The organism is Ensifer sp. (assembly GCF_031989085.1).
Classification (GTDB): domain Bacteria; phylum Pseudomonadota; class Alphaproteobacteria; order Rhizobiales; family Rhizobiaceae; genus Ensifer.
Genome location: NZ_DALZXU010000003.1, coordinates 80,068 through 95,162 on the forward strand (window position 1 = coordinate 80,068; position 15,095 = coordinate 95,162).

The 15,095-nt window shown below is 63.7% G+C and carries 16 protein-coding genes; 9 read left to right on the top strand and 7 right to left on the bottom strand.

Annotated elements, in window-relative coordinates; translation table 11 throughout:
- Positions 1–2,258 (top strand): autotransporter domain-containing protein (locus tag RTP54_RS17480; protein ID WP_312364582.1); only part of this gene is annotated, 2,258 nt, incomplete at its 5' end.
- Positions 2,259–2,389: 131 nt separating this feature from the next.
- On the opposite strand, the gene RTP54_RS17485 is transcribed toward RTP54_RS17480, so the two are convergent.
- Positions 2,390–3,106 (bottom strand): SDR family NAD(P)-dependent oxidoreductase, encoded by a 717-nt coding sequence (locus RTP54_RS17485; protein ID WP_112817346.1) that lies wholly within the window; start codon positions 3,104–3,106, stop codon positions 2,390–2,392.
- A gap of 51 nt (positions 3,107–3,157) precedes the next feature.
- On the opposite strand from RTP54_RS17485, the gene RTP54_RS17490 reads away from it, so the two are divergent.
- Both RTP54_RS17490 and RTP54_RS17495 read left to right on the top strand, forming a co-directional pair.
- The gene (locus RTP54_RS17490) at positions 3,158–3,784 is read left to right on the top strand and encodes a Crp/Fnr family transcriptional regulator (protein ID WP_312364584.1); all 627 of its coding nucleotides are present in this window, start codon (positions 3,158–3,160) and stop codon (positions 3,782–3,784) included.
- Positions 3,785–3,841: 57 nt separating this feature from the next.
- Positions 3,842–4,411, top strand: a complete 570-nt coding sequence (locus tag RTP54_RS17495; RefSeq protein WP_312364586.1) for a methyltransferase domain-containing protein — start codon at positions 3,842–3,844, stop codon at positions 4,409–4,411.
- Here RTP54_RS17495 and RTP54_RS17500 read toward each other — a convergent pair.
- From RTP54_RS17500 to cyoA, 5 genes are read right to left on the bottom strand one after another with little or no spacing between them, the layout of a single operon-like run.
- On the bottom strand, positions 4,384–5,136 hold the full coding sequence (locus RTP54_RS17500) for an SURF1 family protein (protein WP_409517158.1): 753 nt from the start codon (positions 5,134–5,136) through the stop codon (positions 4,384–4,386). The genes RTP54_RS17495 and RTP54_RS17500 overlap by 28 nt on opposite strands.
- A 22-nt stretch (positions 5,137–5,158) precedes the next feature.
- Entirely contained in the window at positions 5,159–5,566 is a 408-nt protein-coding gene (gene cyoD / locus RTP54_RS17505) for a cytochrome o ubiquinol oxidase subunit IV (protein WP_112806357.1), read from the bottom strand.
- On the bottom strand, positions 5,563–6,186 hold the full coding sequence (gene cyoC, locus RTP54_RS17510; protein ID WP_112817350.1) for a cytochrome o ubiquinol oxidase subunit III: 624 nt from the start codon (positions 6,184–6,186) through the stop codon (positions 5,563–5,565). The genes cyoD and cyoC overlap by 4 nt, the downstream gene beginning before the upstream one ends.
- A gap of 1 nt (position 6,187) precedes the next feature.
- The gene (gene cyoB / locus RTP54_RS17515) at positions 6,188–8,191 is read right to left on the bottom strand and encodes a cytochrome o ubiquinol oxidase subunit I (protein ID WP_112806353.1); all 2,004 of its coding nucleotides are present in this window, start codon (positions 8,189–8,191) and stop codon (positions 6,188–6,190) included.
- Between the two features lie 31 nt (positions 8,192–8,222).
- Positions 8,223–9,416 (bottom strand): ubiquinol oxidase subunit II, encoded by a 1,194-nt coding sequence (gene cyoA / locus RTP54_RS17520; RefSeq protein WP_112817351.1) that lies wholly within the window; start codon positions 9,414–9,416, stop codon positions 8,223–8,225.
- Positions 9,417–9,679: 263 nt separating this feature from the next.
- On the opposite strand from cyoA, the gene RTP54_RS17525 reads away from it, so the two are divergent.
- The 6 genes from RTP54_RS17525 to RTP54_RS17550 all read left to right on the top strand — a co-directional run bounded on the left by RTP54_RS17525 (position 9,680) and on the right by RTP54_RS17550 (position 14,392).
- Positions 9,680–11,002, top strand: a complete 1,323-nt coding sequence (locus tag RTP54_RS17525) for an MFS transporter (RefSeq protein WP_112817352.1) — start codon at positions 9,680–9,682, stop codon at positions 11,000–11,002.
- Between the two features lie 145 nt (positions 11,003–11,147).
- Positions 11,148–12,080 carry a LysR family transcriptional regulator gene (locus tag RTP54_RS17530; RefSeq protein ID WP_312364595.1) on the top strand — a complete coding sequence of 311 codons (933 nt, stop codon included), beginning with the start codon at positions 11,148–11,150 and terminating at the stop codon, positions 12,078–12,080.
- Between the two features lie 140 nt (positions 12,081–12,220).
- Complete coding sequence (locus RTP54_RS17535; protein ID WP_312364597.1) at positions 12,221–12,934, top strand: SDR family oxidoreductase; 714 nt, start codon at positions 12,221–12,223, stop codon at positions 12,932–12,934.
- 66 nt (positions 12,935–13,000) lie between these two features.
- Entirely contained in the window at positions 13,001–13,240 is a 240-nt protein-coding gene (locus RTP54_RS17540) for a tautomerase family protein (protein WP_112806345.1), read from the top strand.
- Positions 13,241–13,363: 123 nt separating this feature from the next.
- Entirely contained in the window at positions 13,364–14,077 is a 714-nt protein-coding gene (locus RTP54_RS17545; protein ID WP_312364600.1) for a DUF6065 family protein, read from the top strand.
- 150 nt (positions 14,078–14,227) lie between these two features.
- On the top strand, positions 14,228–14,392 hold the full coding sequence (locus RTP54_RS17550) for a hypothetical protein (protein WP_312364602.1): 165 nt from the start codon (positions 14,228–14,230) through the stop codon (positions 14,390–14,392).
- 236 nt (positions 14,393–14,628) lie between these two features.
- On the opposite strand, the gene RTP54_RS17555 is transcribed toward RTP54_RS17550, so the two are convergent.
- Entirely contained in the window at positions 14,629–15,051 is a 423-nt protein-coding gene (locus tag RTP54_RS17555; RefSeq protein WP_312364604.1) for a DUF2809 domain-containing protein, read from the bottom strand.
- Positions 15,052–15,095: the final 44 nt, after the last annotated feature.

Here is a 15,095-nt window from a genome sequence, read left to right on the forward strand (position 1 = left end):
GCGGCACCTCGATCCTCGGTGGCATCGTCGAAGTCGCGGCCGACGCCAATCTCGGGGCGGCGGGCGGCGGTCTGGCGCTCAGCAACGGCACGCTTTCGACCACCGGTACATTCGCAACTGGCCGTTCCGTTTCGCTTGCCGGCCAAGGCAGCGTCAATGTGGCGACCGCGACGACGCTCGGTCTGACCGGAACCGTCAGCGGCACCGGCACCCTCGTCAAGACAGGCGCCGGGACGCTGACGCTTTCGGGAACGAACGCCTATGGTAGCACGCAGGTCGTGGCCGGCACCTTGGTTGGCAGCGCCGCGTCGATCGGCGGCAACGTTTCCAACGATGCGTCGGTGATCTTCGATCAAGCCACCGATGCCGACTTCACAGGCACCACTGCCGGCCAGGGAACGTTCCGCAAGGAAGGCGCGGGCCGGCTGACCCTCAAGGGCGCATCCACGGCCAAATGGTCGGTCGAGGCCGGTGGCGTCTCGGCGTCGGCCGACAGGTTCTCCGGCGACATCGCCATCGGCACTTTGGGCAACTTCACGTTCAGCCATGGCAGTGATGCCGCGTTCGCCGGCAAGTTGGCAGGCACGGGGTCCCTCACCAAAAGCGGCGCCGGGACGCTGCTCTATACCGGCGACGCATCGGGCTTCAGCGGCCGGACGCAGATTGCAGGCGGCCTGCTTGCGGTCGGCGCCACCGGCGGCGCGGCGACCCTCGGCGGAACCGTCGACGTGCTGGCAGGCGGCCGGCTCGGCGGCAGCGGCACGGTCGGGAACGTCAATCTCGGCGCGGGATCGACGATTGCCGCCGGCAATTCGATCGGCACGCTGACGGTCGCAGGCGACCTTGCCTTCGACCCGGCGGCAACGCACGAAGTCGAAGTCGATCCCGCGGGAACGGCAAGCGATTTCGTCAAGGTCACCGGCACCGCCCGCCTCACCGGCGCCACCGTCCGCCATGTCGGCCTGACAGGGACATACGACCCGACCTCGAGCTATACGATCCTCACGGCTGACGGCGGGCTTGTCGGAACATTCGCAAGCGTCACCTCCGGTTATGCTTTCCTGTTGCCCGAGCTTCTCTACGACCCAAGGAAGGTCACGCTGCGGCTGACCCGCAACGATCTCGCCTTTGCCGACAAGGCGTGGACATCGAACCAGCGGGCTTCGGCCGGTGGTGCAGAAAGCCTCGGCCCGGCGAACGCGGTCTACGGCGTCGTTGCCGCCTTGCCCGATGACGGCGCCCTGATCCGCGCCGCGTTCGACCAGCTATCGGGAGAGATCCACGCTTCGACCAAAACAGCCTTGATCGAAGACAGCCGCTTCCTGCGCGAGGCGATCGGCGCACGACTGGATGCGGCCTTTGGCGCCGCGCAGACAGCAATGCCGGTCCTGGCCTATGGTCCGGGTGGCCCCGAACTGGCCCCTGCCAACAGCGAGGGGCTGGTTGCCTGGGGCCATGCCTTCGGCGGCTGGGGCGAGACGGAAAGCGACGGCAACGCGGCGGCGCTCGACCGCTCCAGCGGCGGATTCCTGATGGGCGCCGACACCACGATCGCGCCGCATTGGCGGCTGGGTCTTGTCGCGGGCTATAGCCGATCGTCCTTCGACATCGACGATCGCGCGTCCACCGGCAGCAGCGACAACTACCATGTCGGCCTCTACACCGGCGGCGAGATCGACGCGCTGCGGCTGAGCGGAGGGCTCGCCTATACCTGGAACGACATCGAGAGCGAACGCTCCGTCGTCATCGGCGGCCTCAACAACCGGCTCGACGCGTCATATGACGGCGGGGTGTTCCAGGCATTCAGCGAAGCGGCCTACCGGATCGAACGCGGAGGCGCTTTCCTCGAACCGTTCGCAGCGCTTGCCCATGTTTCGTTGCACACGGACGGCTTTGTCGAGCAGGGCGGCGCGGCCGCGTTGTCGGTGGCGAGCCAGGCGACGGACACCACGTTCACAACGCTCGGCGCGCGTGCCGCCACGCAATTGGATCTCGGCGGCACGCCGGTCGATGCCCACGCGACCCTCGGCTGGCGGCATGCCTTCGGGGACGTGACGCCGATATCGTCGCAGCGCTTTGCCGGCGGCGCGGCGTTCTCGGTCGCTGGCGTACCGATTGCCGAGGACGCGGCGGTCATCAGGGCCGGCCTCGACTTCGCGCTCACGCCCGACGCCACACTCGGCTTAAGCTACACCGGTCAGGTGGCAGAGGACGCCAGCGAACATGGATTGGCCGGCAGGCTGTCGGTGAAATTCTAGGACGGCCTAAGGGTCCGGCGCGGCATACGCCGCATCGGGGCATCAGACGTGGTGCCGGGAGCGCTCGGGGCTTTCCATCGTCTTGCCTTCACGCATTCCTCGGCAAAACGCTGCCCGGTCCTGAAAATGTTCTAAAGTTTCCGGATGATCGCAGCGGCAACAGGCGGAGCGACGAGTTGCAGCAGTCTCAGCAGTTTTGCTTTGCCGACGTGAAGGCGGGCCGGACCGGGCTCAAGCGCACGCACGATCGCCGCAGCGGCCGCACCGGCCGTGATCTTGCCACGCCCTCGCCCCGCCGTCATCGGCGTATCCACCACCGGCAGCACGACATCCACGACGCGGACGGGCGTGCCGTCGAACTGCACCCGCAGGGCATCCGAAAACATCCGCAGCCCCGCCTTGGTGGCGCTGTAGACTGCCGACGTCGCCTTTGGGTAGCAGGCAAGAGCAGAGCCGACATTGACGATCACGAACGGGCGCGCTGGCGTGCGCGGCAGGAGCAGGCGCGACAGGATGAGCGGCGCGACAAGATTGGTTTCGATTTCGTCGGCGATCTCGTCGGCTCCATAAAGCCGGTCGTCGAGCCTGACATTGTGCTGGATCGCGGCGTTGTTGATCAGGCCATCGATGACATCGGCTCCCGCCAGTTCCGCCGCGAGCGCCGCGACGGCGGCACGGTCGCGGATATCGAGCACCCGAACCTCGATGCGTCGATCGCGCAGCGCCAGGTTTCGAAGGCGTTCCCGATCGCGACCGAGCGCGATGACCCCGTGACCCTGGGCAGCCAGCTGGAGGGCAATCTCCAGTCCGATCCCGGAACTTGCCCCGGTGACGACGTATCTTCCCATGTTATCTATTCCCGTTGAGCTGGAAACAGAGCCTGCAGCAAGAGGACAGCGATGGCATTAACCGAGGTTAAGCATCAAAAAGGGGCGGCGATTTCGCTGTTCGAGCGGATTGCAGGGCAACCGCTTGCCAACACTGACCGGGTAACAGAGGCAATTCAGGTTCGCCTGATGCGGCCTGCGGAGACGATCTTCGACCAGGACGAACCGCACCCTTATGTCTATGTGGTCGAGACCGGCCTGATCAAGCTGACCTACCTTCGAGCCGACGGCGAAGAATGGATCAAGTCCTTCGCGCTTGAAGGGCGGTTCTTTGCCAGTCTTTCGGCATTGCTTCCGGCAGGTCGCGCGACTTTTTCAGCGGTCGCGATCGAGGCCTGCCGGCTGGAGCGCATCCCGTTTTCGACCCTGCAGGCGCTGGTGGACACGGATCTCGGCTGGTCGCGGATGCTCAGCAACGCCCTGCTTTTCCTTGCCGAGCGCAAGGAGCGCCGCGAGCGGCAATTTCTGACGCTTGATCCGGAAGAACGCTACCGGTCGCTGATCGCGGAGGAACCGGAACTGGTCGTGCGCGCGCCGCAAAAAGATCTCGCCGGCTATCTCGGCATCACGCCCGTCGGCCTCAGCCGCATTGCCAAGCGCGTCCGGGTGGAGGCGGAAGCCAGACTTAACCCGGGTTAATGCCGCAAGCCATTCAACGCGCAATAGCTGCTCCCGTTCACCAACGGGAGCCACATCTTGACCAACACCGCATCGGACACACTGCTCTTTCTGCGCTCATGGCTGACGAAGCCGCTGGAGGTCGCGGCCATTGCGCCTTCGAGCACACGCCTTGCCGCAGCCATGACCTGTGAAATCGACCGATATACAGGCGACGTCCTGGAACTCGGGCCGGGCACCGGCATTTTCACGCGCGCCCTCCTGCGAAACGGCGTCCGGCAGGACCAGTTGGTCCTGGTGGAACGGAACCCGGCCTTCGCCGCCTTGCTGAGGGGACGCTTCCCCCAGGCGACGCTGATCGAAGGCGATGCGCAGCATCTGCGTCTATCGCCAGCGCGCAAGATCGGCGCCGCCGTCAGCGGCCTGCCGCTGCTCTCCATGCCGCGACAGACGGTGCACGGCATCCTCGACGCCGTCTTTCAGCATCTCGGCGACGGCGGCTCGCTCTTCCAGTTCACCTACGGTCCACGTTGCCCGGTGCCTTCGGCACTGCTCGACGCGCATGGCCTGGAAGCCTCGTTCCTGCGGTGGGTGCCGCTCAATCTGCCACCGGCGAGCGTCTACCGGCTGTCGCGCCGGAAGCGATGAATGACGAAGATCCCCGCCGCGCTCATCAGGGCGAGCGCGTACCAGGTCGCGGCATAGACGAGATGGCTGTTGCGAAAGCTGACGACGGTCAAGCCGCCGACCGGCAGCCCGCCCCGATTGGGCGTGGCGTCGGCATCGATGAAATAGGGTGCAGCATCCGTCAGCGCTTTTGCCTTGGCGATGCCAGCGACGTCGCGGGAGTACCATCTGTTGGCGGCGGGATCGTTGGTGCGCAGGAAACCGCCACCCGGTTCGGCCATGCGAAGAAGGCCGGTGACCCGGACCGGCCCCGCGGCCGGGCTTGCCTCTGCACGCGCCAGCGCGCCGCGCCTGTCCATGGGCACGAAGCCGCGGTTGATCAGGATGGCGGAACGATCGTCCTGGATCAACGGCGTCATCACCCAGAAGCCGGCGCCGCGTTCGGTGACGGCCTGGACGAGGACGGCCTTGTCGTGCGCGAAGGTGCCGCTGGCGGTCACGCGCCGGTACTCGTCCCTGTCGGCGCTGACGGCTGGCCATTGCGATCGGGGGGGCGCCGGAACCGGCTCAGCATGAACGCGGGCATCGACGCGATCGATCAGGTCGAGCTTCCAGAAGAGCCGCTGCACCTGCCAGGTGCCGAGCGCGATGAACGCCGCCATCAGCACCATCAAGGCAACGGTGAGAAAAATGCGAGAGCGGGGGCGCGCGGCCCCCGTCCCTGTTTCCATCGCACGGTCGTTCATGGACGTGCCCGCGCTTGGGCCGTCACGGCATGTTCTTCATCATCTCGTGCGTCATCGGCATCATGTTGACGTTGAGGTGATGCATGACCCAGAGCGAGCCGGCAAGCGCGATGCCGACGATGATCAGGGTGAAGATCAGCGCCATCATCGTCCAGCCGCCTTCCGAGCGCGGGTTCATGTGCAGGAAGAAGATCATGTGCACGACGATCTGGATGGCGCCGAGACCCATGACGACGACGGCGGTCGCCATCTTGCTGTCGAGCGCACCGCTCATGACCAGCGCGAAGGGGATGGCCGTCAGCACGACGGAAAGCGCGAAGCCGACCATGTAGCTTCGCAGCGACCCATGGCCCGCTTCGTGGCCGTGGCTGTGGCCGTGATGGGCCTCATGAGCATCTTCGTGCGCAAGGCTGTGGGGCTGTGAGCTCATCCGATGACTCCGATCAGGTAGACGAAGGAGAAGACGCCGATCCAGATGACGTCGAGGAAGTGCCAGAACATCGACAGGCACATCAGCCGTCGGCGGTTCTCCGGGATCAGGCCATGCATCTTGACCTGCACCATCATCGTCACGATCCAGATGATGCCGAAGGTGACATGCAGGCCGTGGGTGCCGACCAGCGTGAAAAACGACGACAGGAACGCGCTGCGCGTCGGGCCCGCGCCCTCATGGATCAGGTGGTAGAACTCGTAGAGTTCGAGGCCGAGGAAGGCGAGGCCGAACACGGCGGTGACGCCGAGCCAGAATATCGTCTCCATCTTGGCATTGCGCTCCATCTGGAGCATCGCAAAACCATAGGTGATCGAGGAAAACAGCAGCATCGCCGTGTTGATGGCGACGAGCGGCAGGTCGAACAGGTCAGCCGGCGACGGGCCGGCCGCATAGTTGCGACCGAGCACGCCATGGGTGGCAAACAGCACCGCGAAGATGAGGCAGTCGCTCATCAGGTAGATCCAGAAGCCCAGCATGGTGCTGCCTTCTGGATGGTGCTCCTCCTCCAGATAGAACTGCGGCGCTTCGGTTGCGTCGGTTTGGGTCGCGTTCGTCATCTCAGCTGCGCTCCGCCAGAAGTTCGGACCGGGCGTCCTCGGTTGCCGTCACGGTCGCGGCGGGGATGTAGAAATCCCGCTTGTAGTTGAACGTGTGGCCGATCGACACGACGATGATGGCAATGAACGAGACGACGACGAGCCACCAGATGTACCAGATCAGCGCAAAGGCGAGCGCGACGCTGAGGCCGGCGAGGATCACGCCGGTGCCGGTGTTCTTCGGCATGTGGATCGGCTTGAAGCCGCCGAGCGGACGCTCGTAGCCGCGGTTCTTCATGTCGTACCAGCTGTCATGGTCGTGCACGACCGGGGTGAAGGCGAAGTTGTAGTCCGGTGGCGGCGACGAGGTCGACCATTCGAGCGTGCGGCCGTTCCAGGGATCGCCCGAGGTATCGCGCAACTGGTCGCGCCGCATGTAGCTGACGACGAGCTGGACGACGAAGGAGGCGATACCGAGCGCGATCAGCACCGCGCCGAAGGCGGCGATGATGAACCAGATCTGCAGCGACGGATCCTCGAACTGGCTGACGCGACGGGTGACCCCCATCAGGCCGAGCACATAGAGCGGCATGAAGGCGAAGAAGAAGCCGATCTGCCAGAACCAGAAGCTCATCTTGCCCCAGAATGGGTCCAGCTTGTAGCCGAACGCCTTCGGCCACCAGTAGACGAGGCCCGCCATCAGGCCGAACACGACGCCGCCGATGATGACGTTGTGGAAGTGGGCGATCAGGAACAGCGAATTGTGCAGCACGAAGTCTGCCGGCGGGATCGCCAGCATGACCCCGGTCATGCCGCCAATGACGAAGGTGATCATGAAGCCGACGGTCCACAGCATCGGCACTTCGTAGCGGATGCGACCGCGATACATGGTGAAGAGCCAGTTGAACATCTTCGCCCCCGTCGGGATCGAGATGATCATCGTGGTGATGCCGAAGAAGGCGTTGACCGACGCGCCCGAACCCATGGTGAAGAAGTGATGCAGCCATACGAGATAGGACAGGATCATGATCACGCAGGTCGCATAGACCATCGAGGCGTAGCCGAAGAGGCGCTTGCCGCAGAACGTGGCGACGACTTCCGAGAAGATGCCGAAGGCCGGCAGGATCAGGATGTAGACTTCCGGATGACCCCAGATCCAGATGAGGTTCACATACATCATCGGGTTGCCACCAAGGTCGTTGGTGAAGAAGTTGGTGCCGGCGTAGCGGTCGAGCGACAGCAGCGCCAGCGTCGCCGTCAGGATCGGGAAGGTGGCGACGATCAGGATGTTGGTGCAGAGCGACGTCCAGGTGAAGACGGGCATCTTCATCAGCGTCATGCCCGGCGCGCGCATCTTGACGATGGTCGCGATCAGGTTGATGCCCGACAGCGTCGTTCCGACGCCTGCCACCTGCAGGCCCCAGATGTAATAGTCGACCCCGACGCCAGGACTGTAGTCGGCGCCCGAAAGCGGCGGATAGGCGAGCCATCCGGTGCGCGCGAACTCACCGACGAACAGCGACATCATGATGATGACCGCGCCGGCCGTGGTCATCCAGAACGAGAAATTGTTGAGGAACGGAAACGAGACGTCGCGCGCGCCGATCTGCAGCGGCACCACATAGTTCATCAGACCGGTGACGAACGGCATGGCCATGAAGAAGATCATGATGACGCCATGGGCGGTGAAGATCTGGTCGTAGTGGTGCGGGTTGAGATAACCCTCGTTGCCGTTGAAGGCGATCGCCTGCTGGACGCGCATCATGATGGCGTCGGCGAAGCCGCGCATCAGCATGACGAGCGCCAGGATCACGTACATGATGCCGATCTTCTTGTGATCGACCGACGTGAACCACTCGTGCCAGAGATAGCCCCAGAGCTTGTACTTGGTGATCAGCGCCAGGACGGCGATGCCGCCGATCGCAACGGCGATGAAGGTCGCGACCAGGATCGGCTCGTGATAGGGGATCGCCTCCCAGGTGAGCCGCCCGAAGATGAATTGTGTGAGGTTGGTGCTACCGAACATAGGGCTATCCAAATTCTCTTGAGATGCGGGCTCAGGGCTGCGTCGCGGGGGCGGCGTTGTTCAACTGCGCCGGCGCCGGACCGTCCTGGCCCTCGGCAGGCGCCATCTGGCCGCCTTGCATATTGTGCATGTCGTGGTTCATCGATTGCGGCTGCGTGTCGATGCCTTCGGCCGGCTCTTCGCTCTTCGAGGGGTTGCCGGTCGCCGGGAAAGTGGCGCCCGGTGCCGCTTCGCCGGCATGGCCCGTGACATCAGCATGGCGATTGTCATGCTCGAGCTTGGCGCGGTTCTCGTGGCTCTCGACGCCGGCGCCGCCCATCATGTCGATATGCATCATGTCCTTCATGCACATCTGGCCGCTGCGAACGCACATATTCAGCACCGCTTCGTAGAGCCCGTCCTCGACGCCGGCATAGTAACGCACCGGTTCCTTGCTGCTCGGCTTTTCGAGCTTCAGATAGGCATCGCGGTTGAGCATCGTGCCGTTGCTCTTGACCCTGGCTACCCACTGGTCGAAGCCTGCCTGGTCGAGCCCGTGGAACTTGAAGCGCATGTGCGAGAAGCCGTCGCCGCTGTAGTTGGACGACAGACCTTCATACTCGCCCGGCTTGTTGATGACGGCGTGCAGCTTGGTTTGCATGCCCGGCATCGTGTAGATCATACCGGCAAGCGCCGGCACGTAGAACGAATTCATCACCGAGGACGCGGTGAGCTTGAAGTTGATCGGCACGTCCACCGGCGCCGCCATCTCGTTGACCGTGGCGATGCCATAGTCCGGATAGAAGAACAGCCACTTCCAGTCGAGCGCCACGACCTCGACGGTCAGCGGCTTGGTATCGGCCGGCACGGGCCGGTTCGCATCCAGCCGGTCGAGCGGCCTGTAGGGGTCGAGCTTGTGGGTGCTGATCCAGGTGATGGCTCCGAGCGCGATGATGATCGCCAGCGGCGCCGACCAGATGACGACTTCGAGACCGGTCGAGTGATGCCATTCGGGATCATATTTTGCAGCCGTATTGGACTGCCGGTAGCGCCAGGCGAAGAACAGCGTCAGGAACAGCACGGGCACAATGATGATCAGCATGAGGATCGTCGAAACGACGATCAAATCGCGCTGCTGCGCCGCAATATCACCCGAGGGCGACATCACGACCATGTCGCACCCGGCAAGGGCAAGGGTCGAGAGAAGAACGGCCGAACGTCCGGCGAGCTTCAATGGAGTGGGCATTTTTGGCTCCATTTGCGTTTTGTCTAGTCGGCACTAATCGCGTAACGGGCTCGGCGGAATGAGGCTGTTCGTCGCAGTGCAGCATTCTGTCGCATTGCAGCAGATAGACAACGACGTCCGCAAATGCCCAATCTAGAGCATCCTCGCCGGCTGACCATTGGCAAGATGCCGGTGAATCCACGTTTTTTTTCGCCGCTTCCTTGATCTCGGGCGTTGATTGATCAACATTCCGACGAAGCGGCACAATTCGCCGGGAGGAATTCATGAGCTCGGTCGTCAATCCCACGTCTTCAGGCCTCGAGCGGGACGCCCGCCGCATCCATGATGACAAGCCGTTGTCGCCGGGTAGCATCGCCATCGGCGTGGTCATCGGCCGCATGTCGGAGTTCTTCGACTTCTTCGTCTACGGCCTGGGTTCGATCCTGGTTTTCCCGAAGCTCATCTTCCCGTTTGCGCCCAACCCTGTTGTTGCGACCCTGCTGTCCTTCGCGATCTTTCCGCTGGCCTTTATCGCGCGCCCTGTCGGCTCGCTGGTTTTCATGTGGATCGACCGCAATTATGGGCGCGGCACGAAATTGACGATCGCGCTGGTGATCCTCGGGGGCTCCACCGCATCGATCGCCTTCCTGCCGGGCTATGAGACCATCGGTTTCTGGGCGGTGGCGCTGCTGGCACTCTTCCGGCTGGGCCAGGGCTTTGCGCTCGGCGGCGCCTGGGACGGACTTGCGTCCCTGCTTAACCTCAACGCGCCCGCGAACCACCGCGGCTGGTATGCGATGATCCCGCAGCTGGGCGCCCCCATCGGCTTTGCCCTTGCCAGCATCATTTTCTGCTATTTCGTCGCCAATCTGTCCGAGGAAGACTTTCTGTCCTGGGGCTGGCGCTATCCCTTCTTCGTGGCGTTTGCGATCAACGTCGTGGCGCTGTTTGCGCGCCTGCGCATCGTCGCCAGCAAGGAGTTCGGCGCAGCGATGGAGGCGCAGGAATTGCAGGCCCGTCCGGTGTTCGAGATGCTGAGCAAACATGCGGTCGACGTGGTGCTCGGCGCCTTCGTGCCGCTCGCCAGCTTTGCGATGTTCCATCTGGTAACGATCTTTCCGCTGAGCTGGGTGATCCTCAATGGCGGACAGTCGGCTGCGCGGTTCCTGATGGTCCAGGTGGCAGGCGCCGCGGTCGGCGTGATCGGGATTATCGTCTCCGGCCTGATCGCCGACCGGATTGGCCGCCGCAACGAGCTGATGATCGGGGCCATCCTGATTGCGATCTTCAGCTTCTCCGCCCCCTTCCTGCTTGATTCCGGCGGGGCCGGACAGGACGCCTATATCCTCATCGGTTTCGGCATTCTCGGTCTGACCTTCGGGCAGGCTTCCGGCGCAGTGTCGTCGCGCTTTACCCAATACTACCGGTACACCGGTGCAGCACTGACCTCGGATCTCGCCTGGCTCGTCGGCGCCGCCTTCGCGCCGCTGGTGGCGCTTGGGCTTGCAACCAGCTTCGGCATCATCTTCATCGGCGGTTACCTGATCTCCGGCGCGATCTGCACGCTGGTTGCCCTCAGCCTCACCAAGGCACTCGATCAGAACTGACGGCGCCTCAGCCTCAGAACGCTTTCTCCCGCATCGGCAGCCATTGCGGCGACGGCCTTGCGCCGTTGTTGCGCGGCTCTTTACTGCGACCTTCCGCCGGGAGAATAGTGGTCTTTTAGCAGCTATTACTCCGGGGATCGGCAGAATGGACCGCATTGATGCTATGAAGGTCTTCGTCACCGCGATCGACGCGGGCAGTCTTGCCGGTGCAGCAAGGCGGCTGAACCGATCCGCGACAGCGGTCAGTCGGGCATTGGCATTCCTCGAAGCGCATGTCGGCGTCGAGCTCTTGCACCGCACGACGCGCAGCCTGAAGCTGAGCGAAGCCGGCGAGCGCTATGCGGCCGCATGCCGGCGCGTGCTCACCGATCTCGAGGAGGCTGACCTGCTGGCCGGCGGCGAACGTTCGGCACCACGCGGCACTTTGACGATCTCGGCACCGCCGATCGTCAGCGAGGACGTGTTGCGACCGATCGTAGATCGCTTCCTCGACCTCCATCCGGATGTCTCGGTCCGGCTTCTGCTGCTTGACAGGTTCGTCAACCTCGTCGACGAGGGCATCGACATTGCCCTGCGCATCGGCCGACTGGCCGATTCATCCGACATTGCCACCCGCCTTGGCGGCGATGTCAGGCGCGTCGTCGTCGCGTCGCCGGATTATCTCGCAAATCACCCGCCCATCAACGAACCCGCAGATCTCGCCAATCACCGCATCGTCGCCTTCAGCAATTTCGGCCTCGAGAGCTGGACCTTCGCGCCGGCGAAGGGCTCGAAGATCCCGCGAACGGTTCACCTGCAGCCGCGCTGCATCGTCAATAGCGTGCGCGCCGTGGCGGACTCGGCAGCGGACGGCAAGGGGCTGACAAGGCTCTACTCCTACCATGTCGCAGAGCACATGCGGAACGGACGACTGAAGATCGTGCTGGCGGATGCGGAACACCCTCCCCTGCCCGTCCACCTGCTGGCGCCGCACGGCCGCATGTCGGTGCCGAAAGTCCGGGCCTTCGTCGATTTTGCCGCGCCTATCCTGCGCGCCGAATTTTTGCGCCTCGCGACCGAGGCCGCAACGCTCGGCTGATCATGCCGATAATCGCACGAGTGTCTGCCAAGGCGCGAATATTCTGCCGAAAAGTGAATGGATCTAAATCAGTTGCACCAACGCCGAGGGCGTAGGGCGGTCGCCATCGGCGATCGCTGCAACAAAAAAGGATCGAGAACATGAGCAAGGAGCAGAAAGTCGTCATCATCACCGGCGCTTCGCAAGGTATCGGCTCTGCCCTGGTGAAGGCCTATCGCAGCCGCAACTTTCGCGTCGTCGCCACATCCCGTTCGATCGAGGAGAGCGGTGACCGTGATATTGCGGCGGTTCGGGGCGACATTGCCCAGCCGGACACCGCCGACCGGATCGTAGCAACGGCGCTCGAGCGCTTCGGCCGTATCGATACGCTGGTAAACAACGCCGGCGTCTTCCTGGCCAAGCCATTTGCCGAATTCACCCTTGAGGACTACGACCACAACATGGGCGTCAACGTCGCCGGCTTCTTCCACGTCACCCAGCGCGCTTCCGCCGAGATGCTGAAACAGGGCTCGGGCCACATCGTCAGCATCACCACCAGCCTCGTCGATCAGCCGATCGCCGGCCTGCCGGCGGCACTCGCCGCCTTGACCAAGGGCGGACTGAACGCCGTGACCCGGTCGCTTGCCATGGAATTCGCAAAGACCGGGGTACGGGTCAACGCCGTCTCTCCGGGCATCATCAAGACCCCGATGCACGCGGCCGAGACCCATGCCGCACTGGCGACGCTGCATCCCGTCGGCCGGATGGGCGAGATCGGCGATATCGTCGATGCGGTGCTTTATCTGGAGGCTGCCAGCTTCGTCACCGGCGAAATTCTCCACGTCGACGGCGGCCAGCACGCCGGGCGCTGGTAGCCCTTACGCGCTGGCCCCGCCACTGGCCGGAGCCGGCAAATGGAAACCTCTCGAAAGGAGACTGCCATGCCTATCGTCACCGTACAGGTCACGCGCGAAGGAACGTCCGCCGATCGCCATTCGGTATCGGCGGAAGAAAAGGCCGCCATCATCCGCGGCGTCAGCAACGTCTTGCTCGACGTGCTGAAAAAGCCGCTGGAATCGACCTATGTCATCATCGAGGAGGTCGAGCTCGACAACTGGGGGGTGGGCGGCCTTCCCGGCTCGCAATACCGGGCTCGACAGATCACAGAAGCACGCTCCTGACACCGCGGGCGGAAATTTCGGCAGTGACCCGACCGAAACGTTGGCGGCGCTCCGGCGGCGTTTCGGCTCGGGAATAAACGTCCGCCGCATCCGTTCTTCCATCCACCCGAACGGAGAATGGACATGTTGCACTTCTGGAAGAAAGACCCGCCCAGCATTCAATTCCTGTGCGATCCGCAGGACCTCGGGGTGATCGCGCCGCCGGTGGCTGCCAAGACCAGCTTGCCCGAATGGTTTCGCAAGCTGCCCGCTGTCGACCCGCAGCATCTGTCGGCCCGCAACAACGGCCTGACCATCAAGCGCTGCATGCCGTTTCTCGACGCGATGACGACCGGTTGGATCCTGCCCTTGGCGGCAACCGTGCGGCTCGAAATCCGCGACGACGGCCGAGACGTCGAGGCCGGCTGGGAATTCGATCGGGTGATGGTCAGCAACCACGCCGCCCACCAGGTTGCGGGAAATCCGAAGGCACCGAGCCCGCCGTGCAAGTTTCACAATTACTGGTCGATCCGCACGCCTCCAGGCTGGAGCTGCCTGTTTGTGCCGCCGCTCAACCGGCCACCGCAGCCGTTCGAGTGCGTCGCAGGCGTCGTTGATACCGACACCTACAGCGCCAATATACACTTCCCGTTCTTCGCCACGGCGCGGGATGGCGTCCATACGATCGAGAAGGGCACGCCGCTCGTCCAGGTCATCCCCTTTCGCCGACAGGATGCCGCGATCACGGCCGAGATCCGCGCGGAGACAGCCGCCGAAAGAGCAGACCGAGACACCGTCTACCGCAACACGATCGCGAGCCCAGGCTGGTATCGAAAGATCGCGCGCGCCGCGCGCTGACGTCCATTCGACACCAATACTAGCCGACATCAAAACGGGGACCGGTTGCCCGGTCCCCGCCTTCTCGTATCGATCCCGCAACGTCGTCGTCAGCGTGTATGCCAGACCTTGCCCGGCCGGTAGGAACGGTCTGAGCCGTTTGACGAACTGTTGGACGAGGAATTCGAACTGGAGTTCGAACTCGAATTGGAAGAGCTGTTCGAGGAGGAATTGGAGCTCGAATTCGACGAACTGTTGGACGAGGAGTTCGAGGAAGAATTGCTCGACGAGTTGGAGGAGCTGTTGCCGGCGACCAGGATCGTGCCGTCACTGTAACCGCCCACCTGCCTGTCGACCGACGGCGCCGGCGCGGTGGTCGCTTTCGCCTGGGCCTGCGTGCCGGCAAAGGTGGCAACGCCGGCGATGAGGGCTGCGCTCAATTTCCAATGGTTCTTCATGCCCGTAACTCCTTGTTGAGAACGACCGGCATCTCCGGTCCGAAGGAATAACGGAGATCAGCGAACTCTATTCCATCGACGCAGGTTTTTCTCTCCCGGCGGTCACGGCTTGGCTCAATCGGCAGGCCACCGTGCCGGCGACGGCAGCTGCGGCGCGGTCCGTCGTCGCGAGCGGGCGAGCGCCGCCAGCCCCAGCACGACAACGGATCCAAGCCCATAAGCAAGAACATCCCACCAGTCCGGCGTGGCGCCGAAAACGGTCCTCAGGATCGGATCGGAGATACGGATCCCGAGCGAAGCCGCCAGATACTGGGCGAGTTCGATCGCCACGCCCATCAGGAATGCCGCGCCGGCGAGTAACGCCGGCCGCGCCCTCAGCAACGCGGCGAGCGCGTAGTAGACCCACATCACGGCCAGCACATCGCCGGAAAAACCGCGCACCCAACCCCATCCGGCTCCAAGGGTTGCCAGGAGAACCAGGGCGACGAAAATCAGAACGGATGACAGGAAGGCGGTGCGATCGAAGCGGAGTTGCATGGCCGCCGATGTAGCGGCGCTTGGCACGGCTGTCGAGTGGCGAA

What these genes read in the sequence shown, in the direction of transcription:
- cyoB (WP_112806353.1), bottom strand. Translation starts at nt 8,191, where the DNA reads ATGTTCGGTAGCACCAACCTCACACAATTCATCTTCGGGCGGCTCACC.
- RTP54_RS17535 (WP_312364597.1), top strand. Translation starts at nt 12,221, where the DNA reads ATGAGCAAGGAGCAGAAAGTCGTCATCATCACCGGCGCTTCGCAAGGT.
- RTP54_RS17530 (WP_312364595.1), top strand. Translation starts at nt 11,148, where the DNA reads ATGGACCGCATTGATGCTATGAAGGTCTTCGTCACCGCGATCGACGCG.
- cyoD (WP_112806357.1), bottom strand. Translation starts at nt 5,566, where the DNA reads ATGAGCTCACAGCCCCACAGCCTTGCGCACGAAGATGCTCATGAGGCC.
- RTP54_RS17525 (WP_112817352.1), top strand. Translation starts at nt 9,680, where the DNA reads ATGAGCTCGGTCGTCAATCCCACGTCTTCAGGCCTCGAGCGGGACGCC.
- RTP54_RS17490 (WP_312364584.1), top strand. Translation starts at nt 3,158, where the DNA reads ATGGCATTAACCGAGGTTAAGCATCAAAAAGGGGCGGCGATTTCGCTG.
- cyoA (WP_112817351.1), bottom strand. Translation starts at nt 9,416, where the DNA reads ATGCCCACTCCATTGAAGCTCGCCGGACGTTCGGCCGTTCTTCTCTCG.
- RTP54_RS17540 (WP_112806345.1), top strand. Translation starts at nt 13,001, where the DNA reads ATGCCTATCGTCACCGTACAGGTCACGCGCGAAGGAACGTCCGCCGAT.
- RTP54_RS17500 (WP_409517158.1), bottom strand. Translation starts at nt 5,136, where the DNA reads ATGAACGACCGTGCGATGGAAACAGGGACGGGGGCCGCGCGCCCCCGC.
- cyoC (WP_112817350.1), bottom strand. Translation starts at nt 6,186, where the DNA reads ATGACGAACGCGACCCAAACCGACGCAACCGAAGCGCCGCAGTTCTAT.
- RTP54_RS17545 (WP_312364600.1), top strand. Translation starts at nt 13,364, where the DNA reads ATGTTGCACTTCTGGAAGAAAGACCCGCCCAGCATTCAATTCCTGTGC.
- RTP54_RS17555 (WP_312364604.1), bottom strand. Translation starts at nt 15,051, where the DNA reads ATGCAACTCCGCTTCGATCGCACCGCCTTCCTGTCATCCGTTCTGATT.
- RTP54_RS17485 (WP_112817346.1), bottom strand. Translation starts at nt 3,106, where the DNA reads ATGGGAAGATACGTCGTCACCGGGGCAAGTTCCGGGATCGGACTGGAG.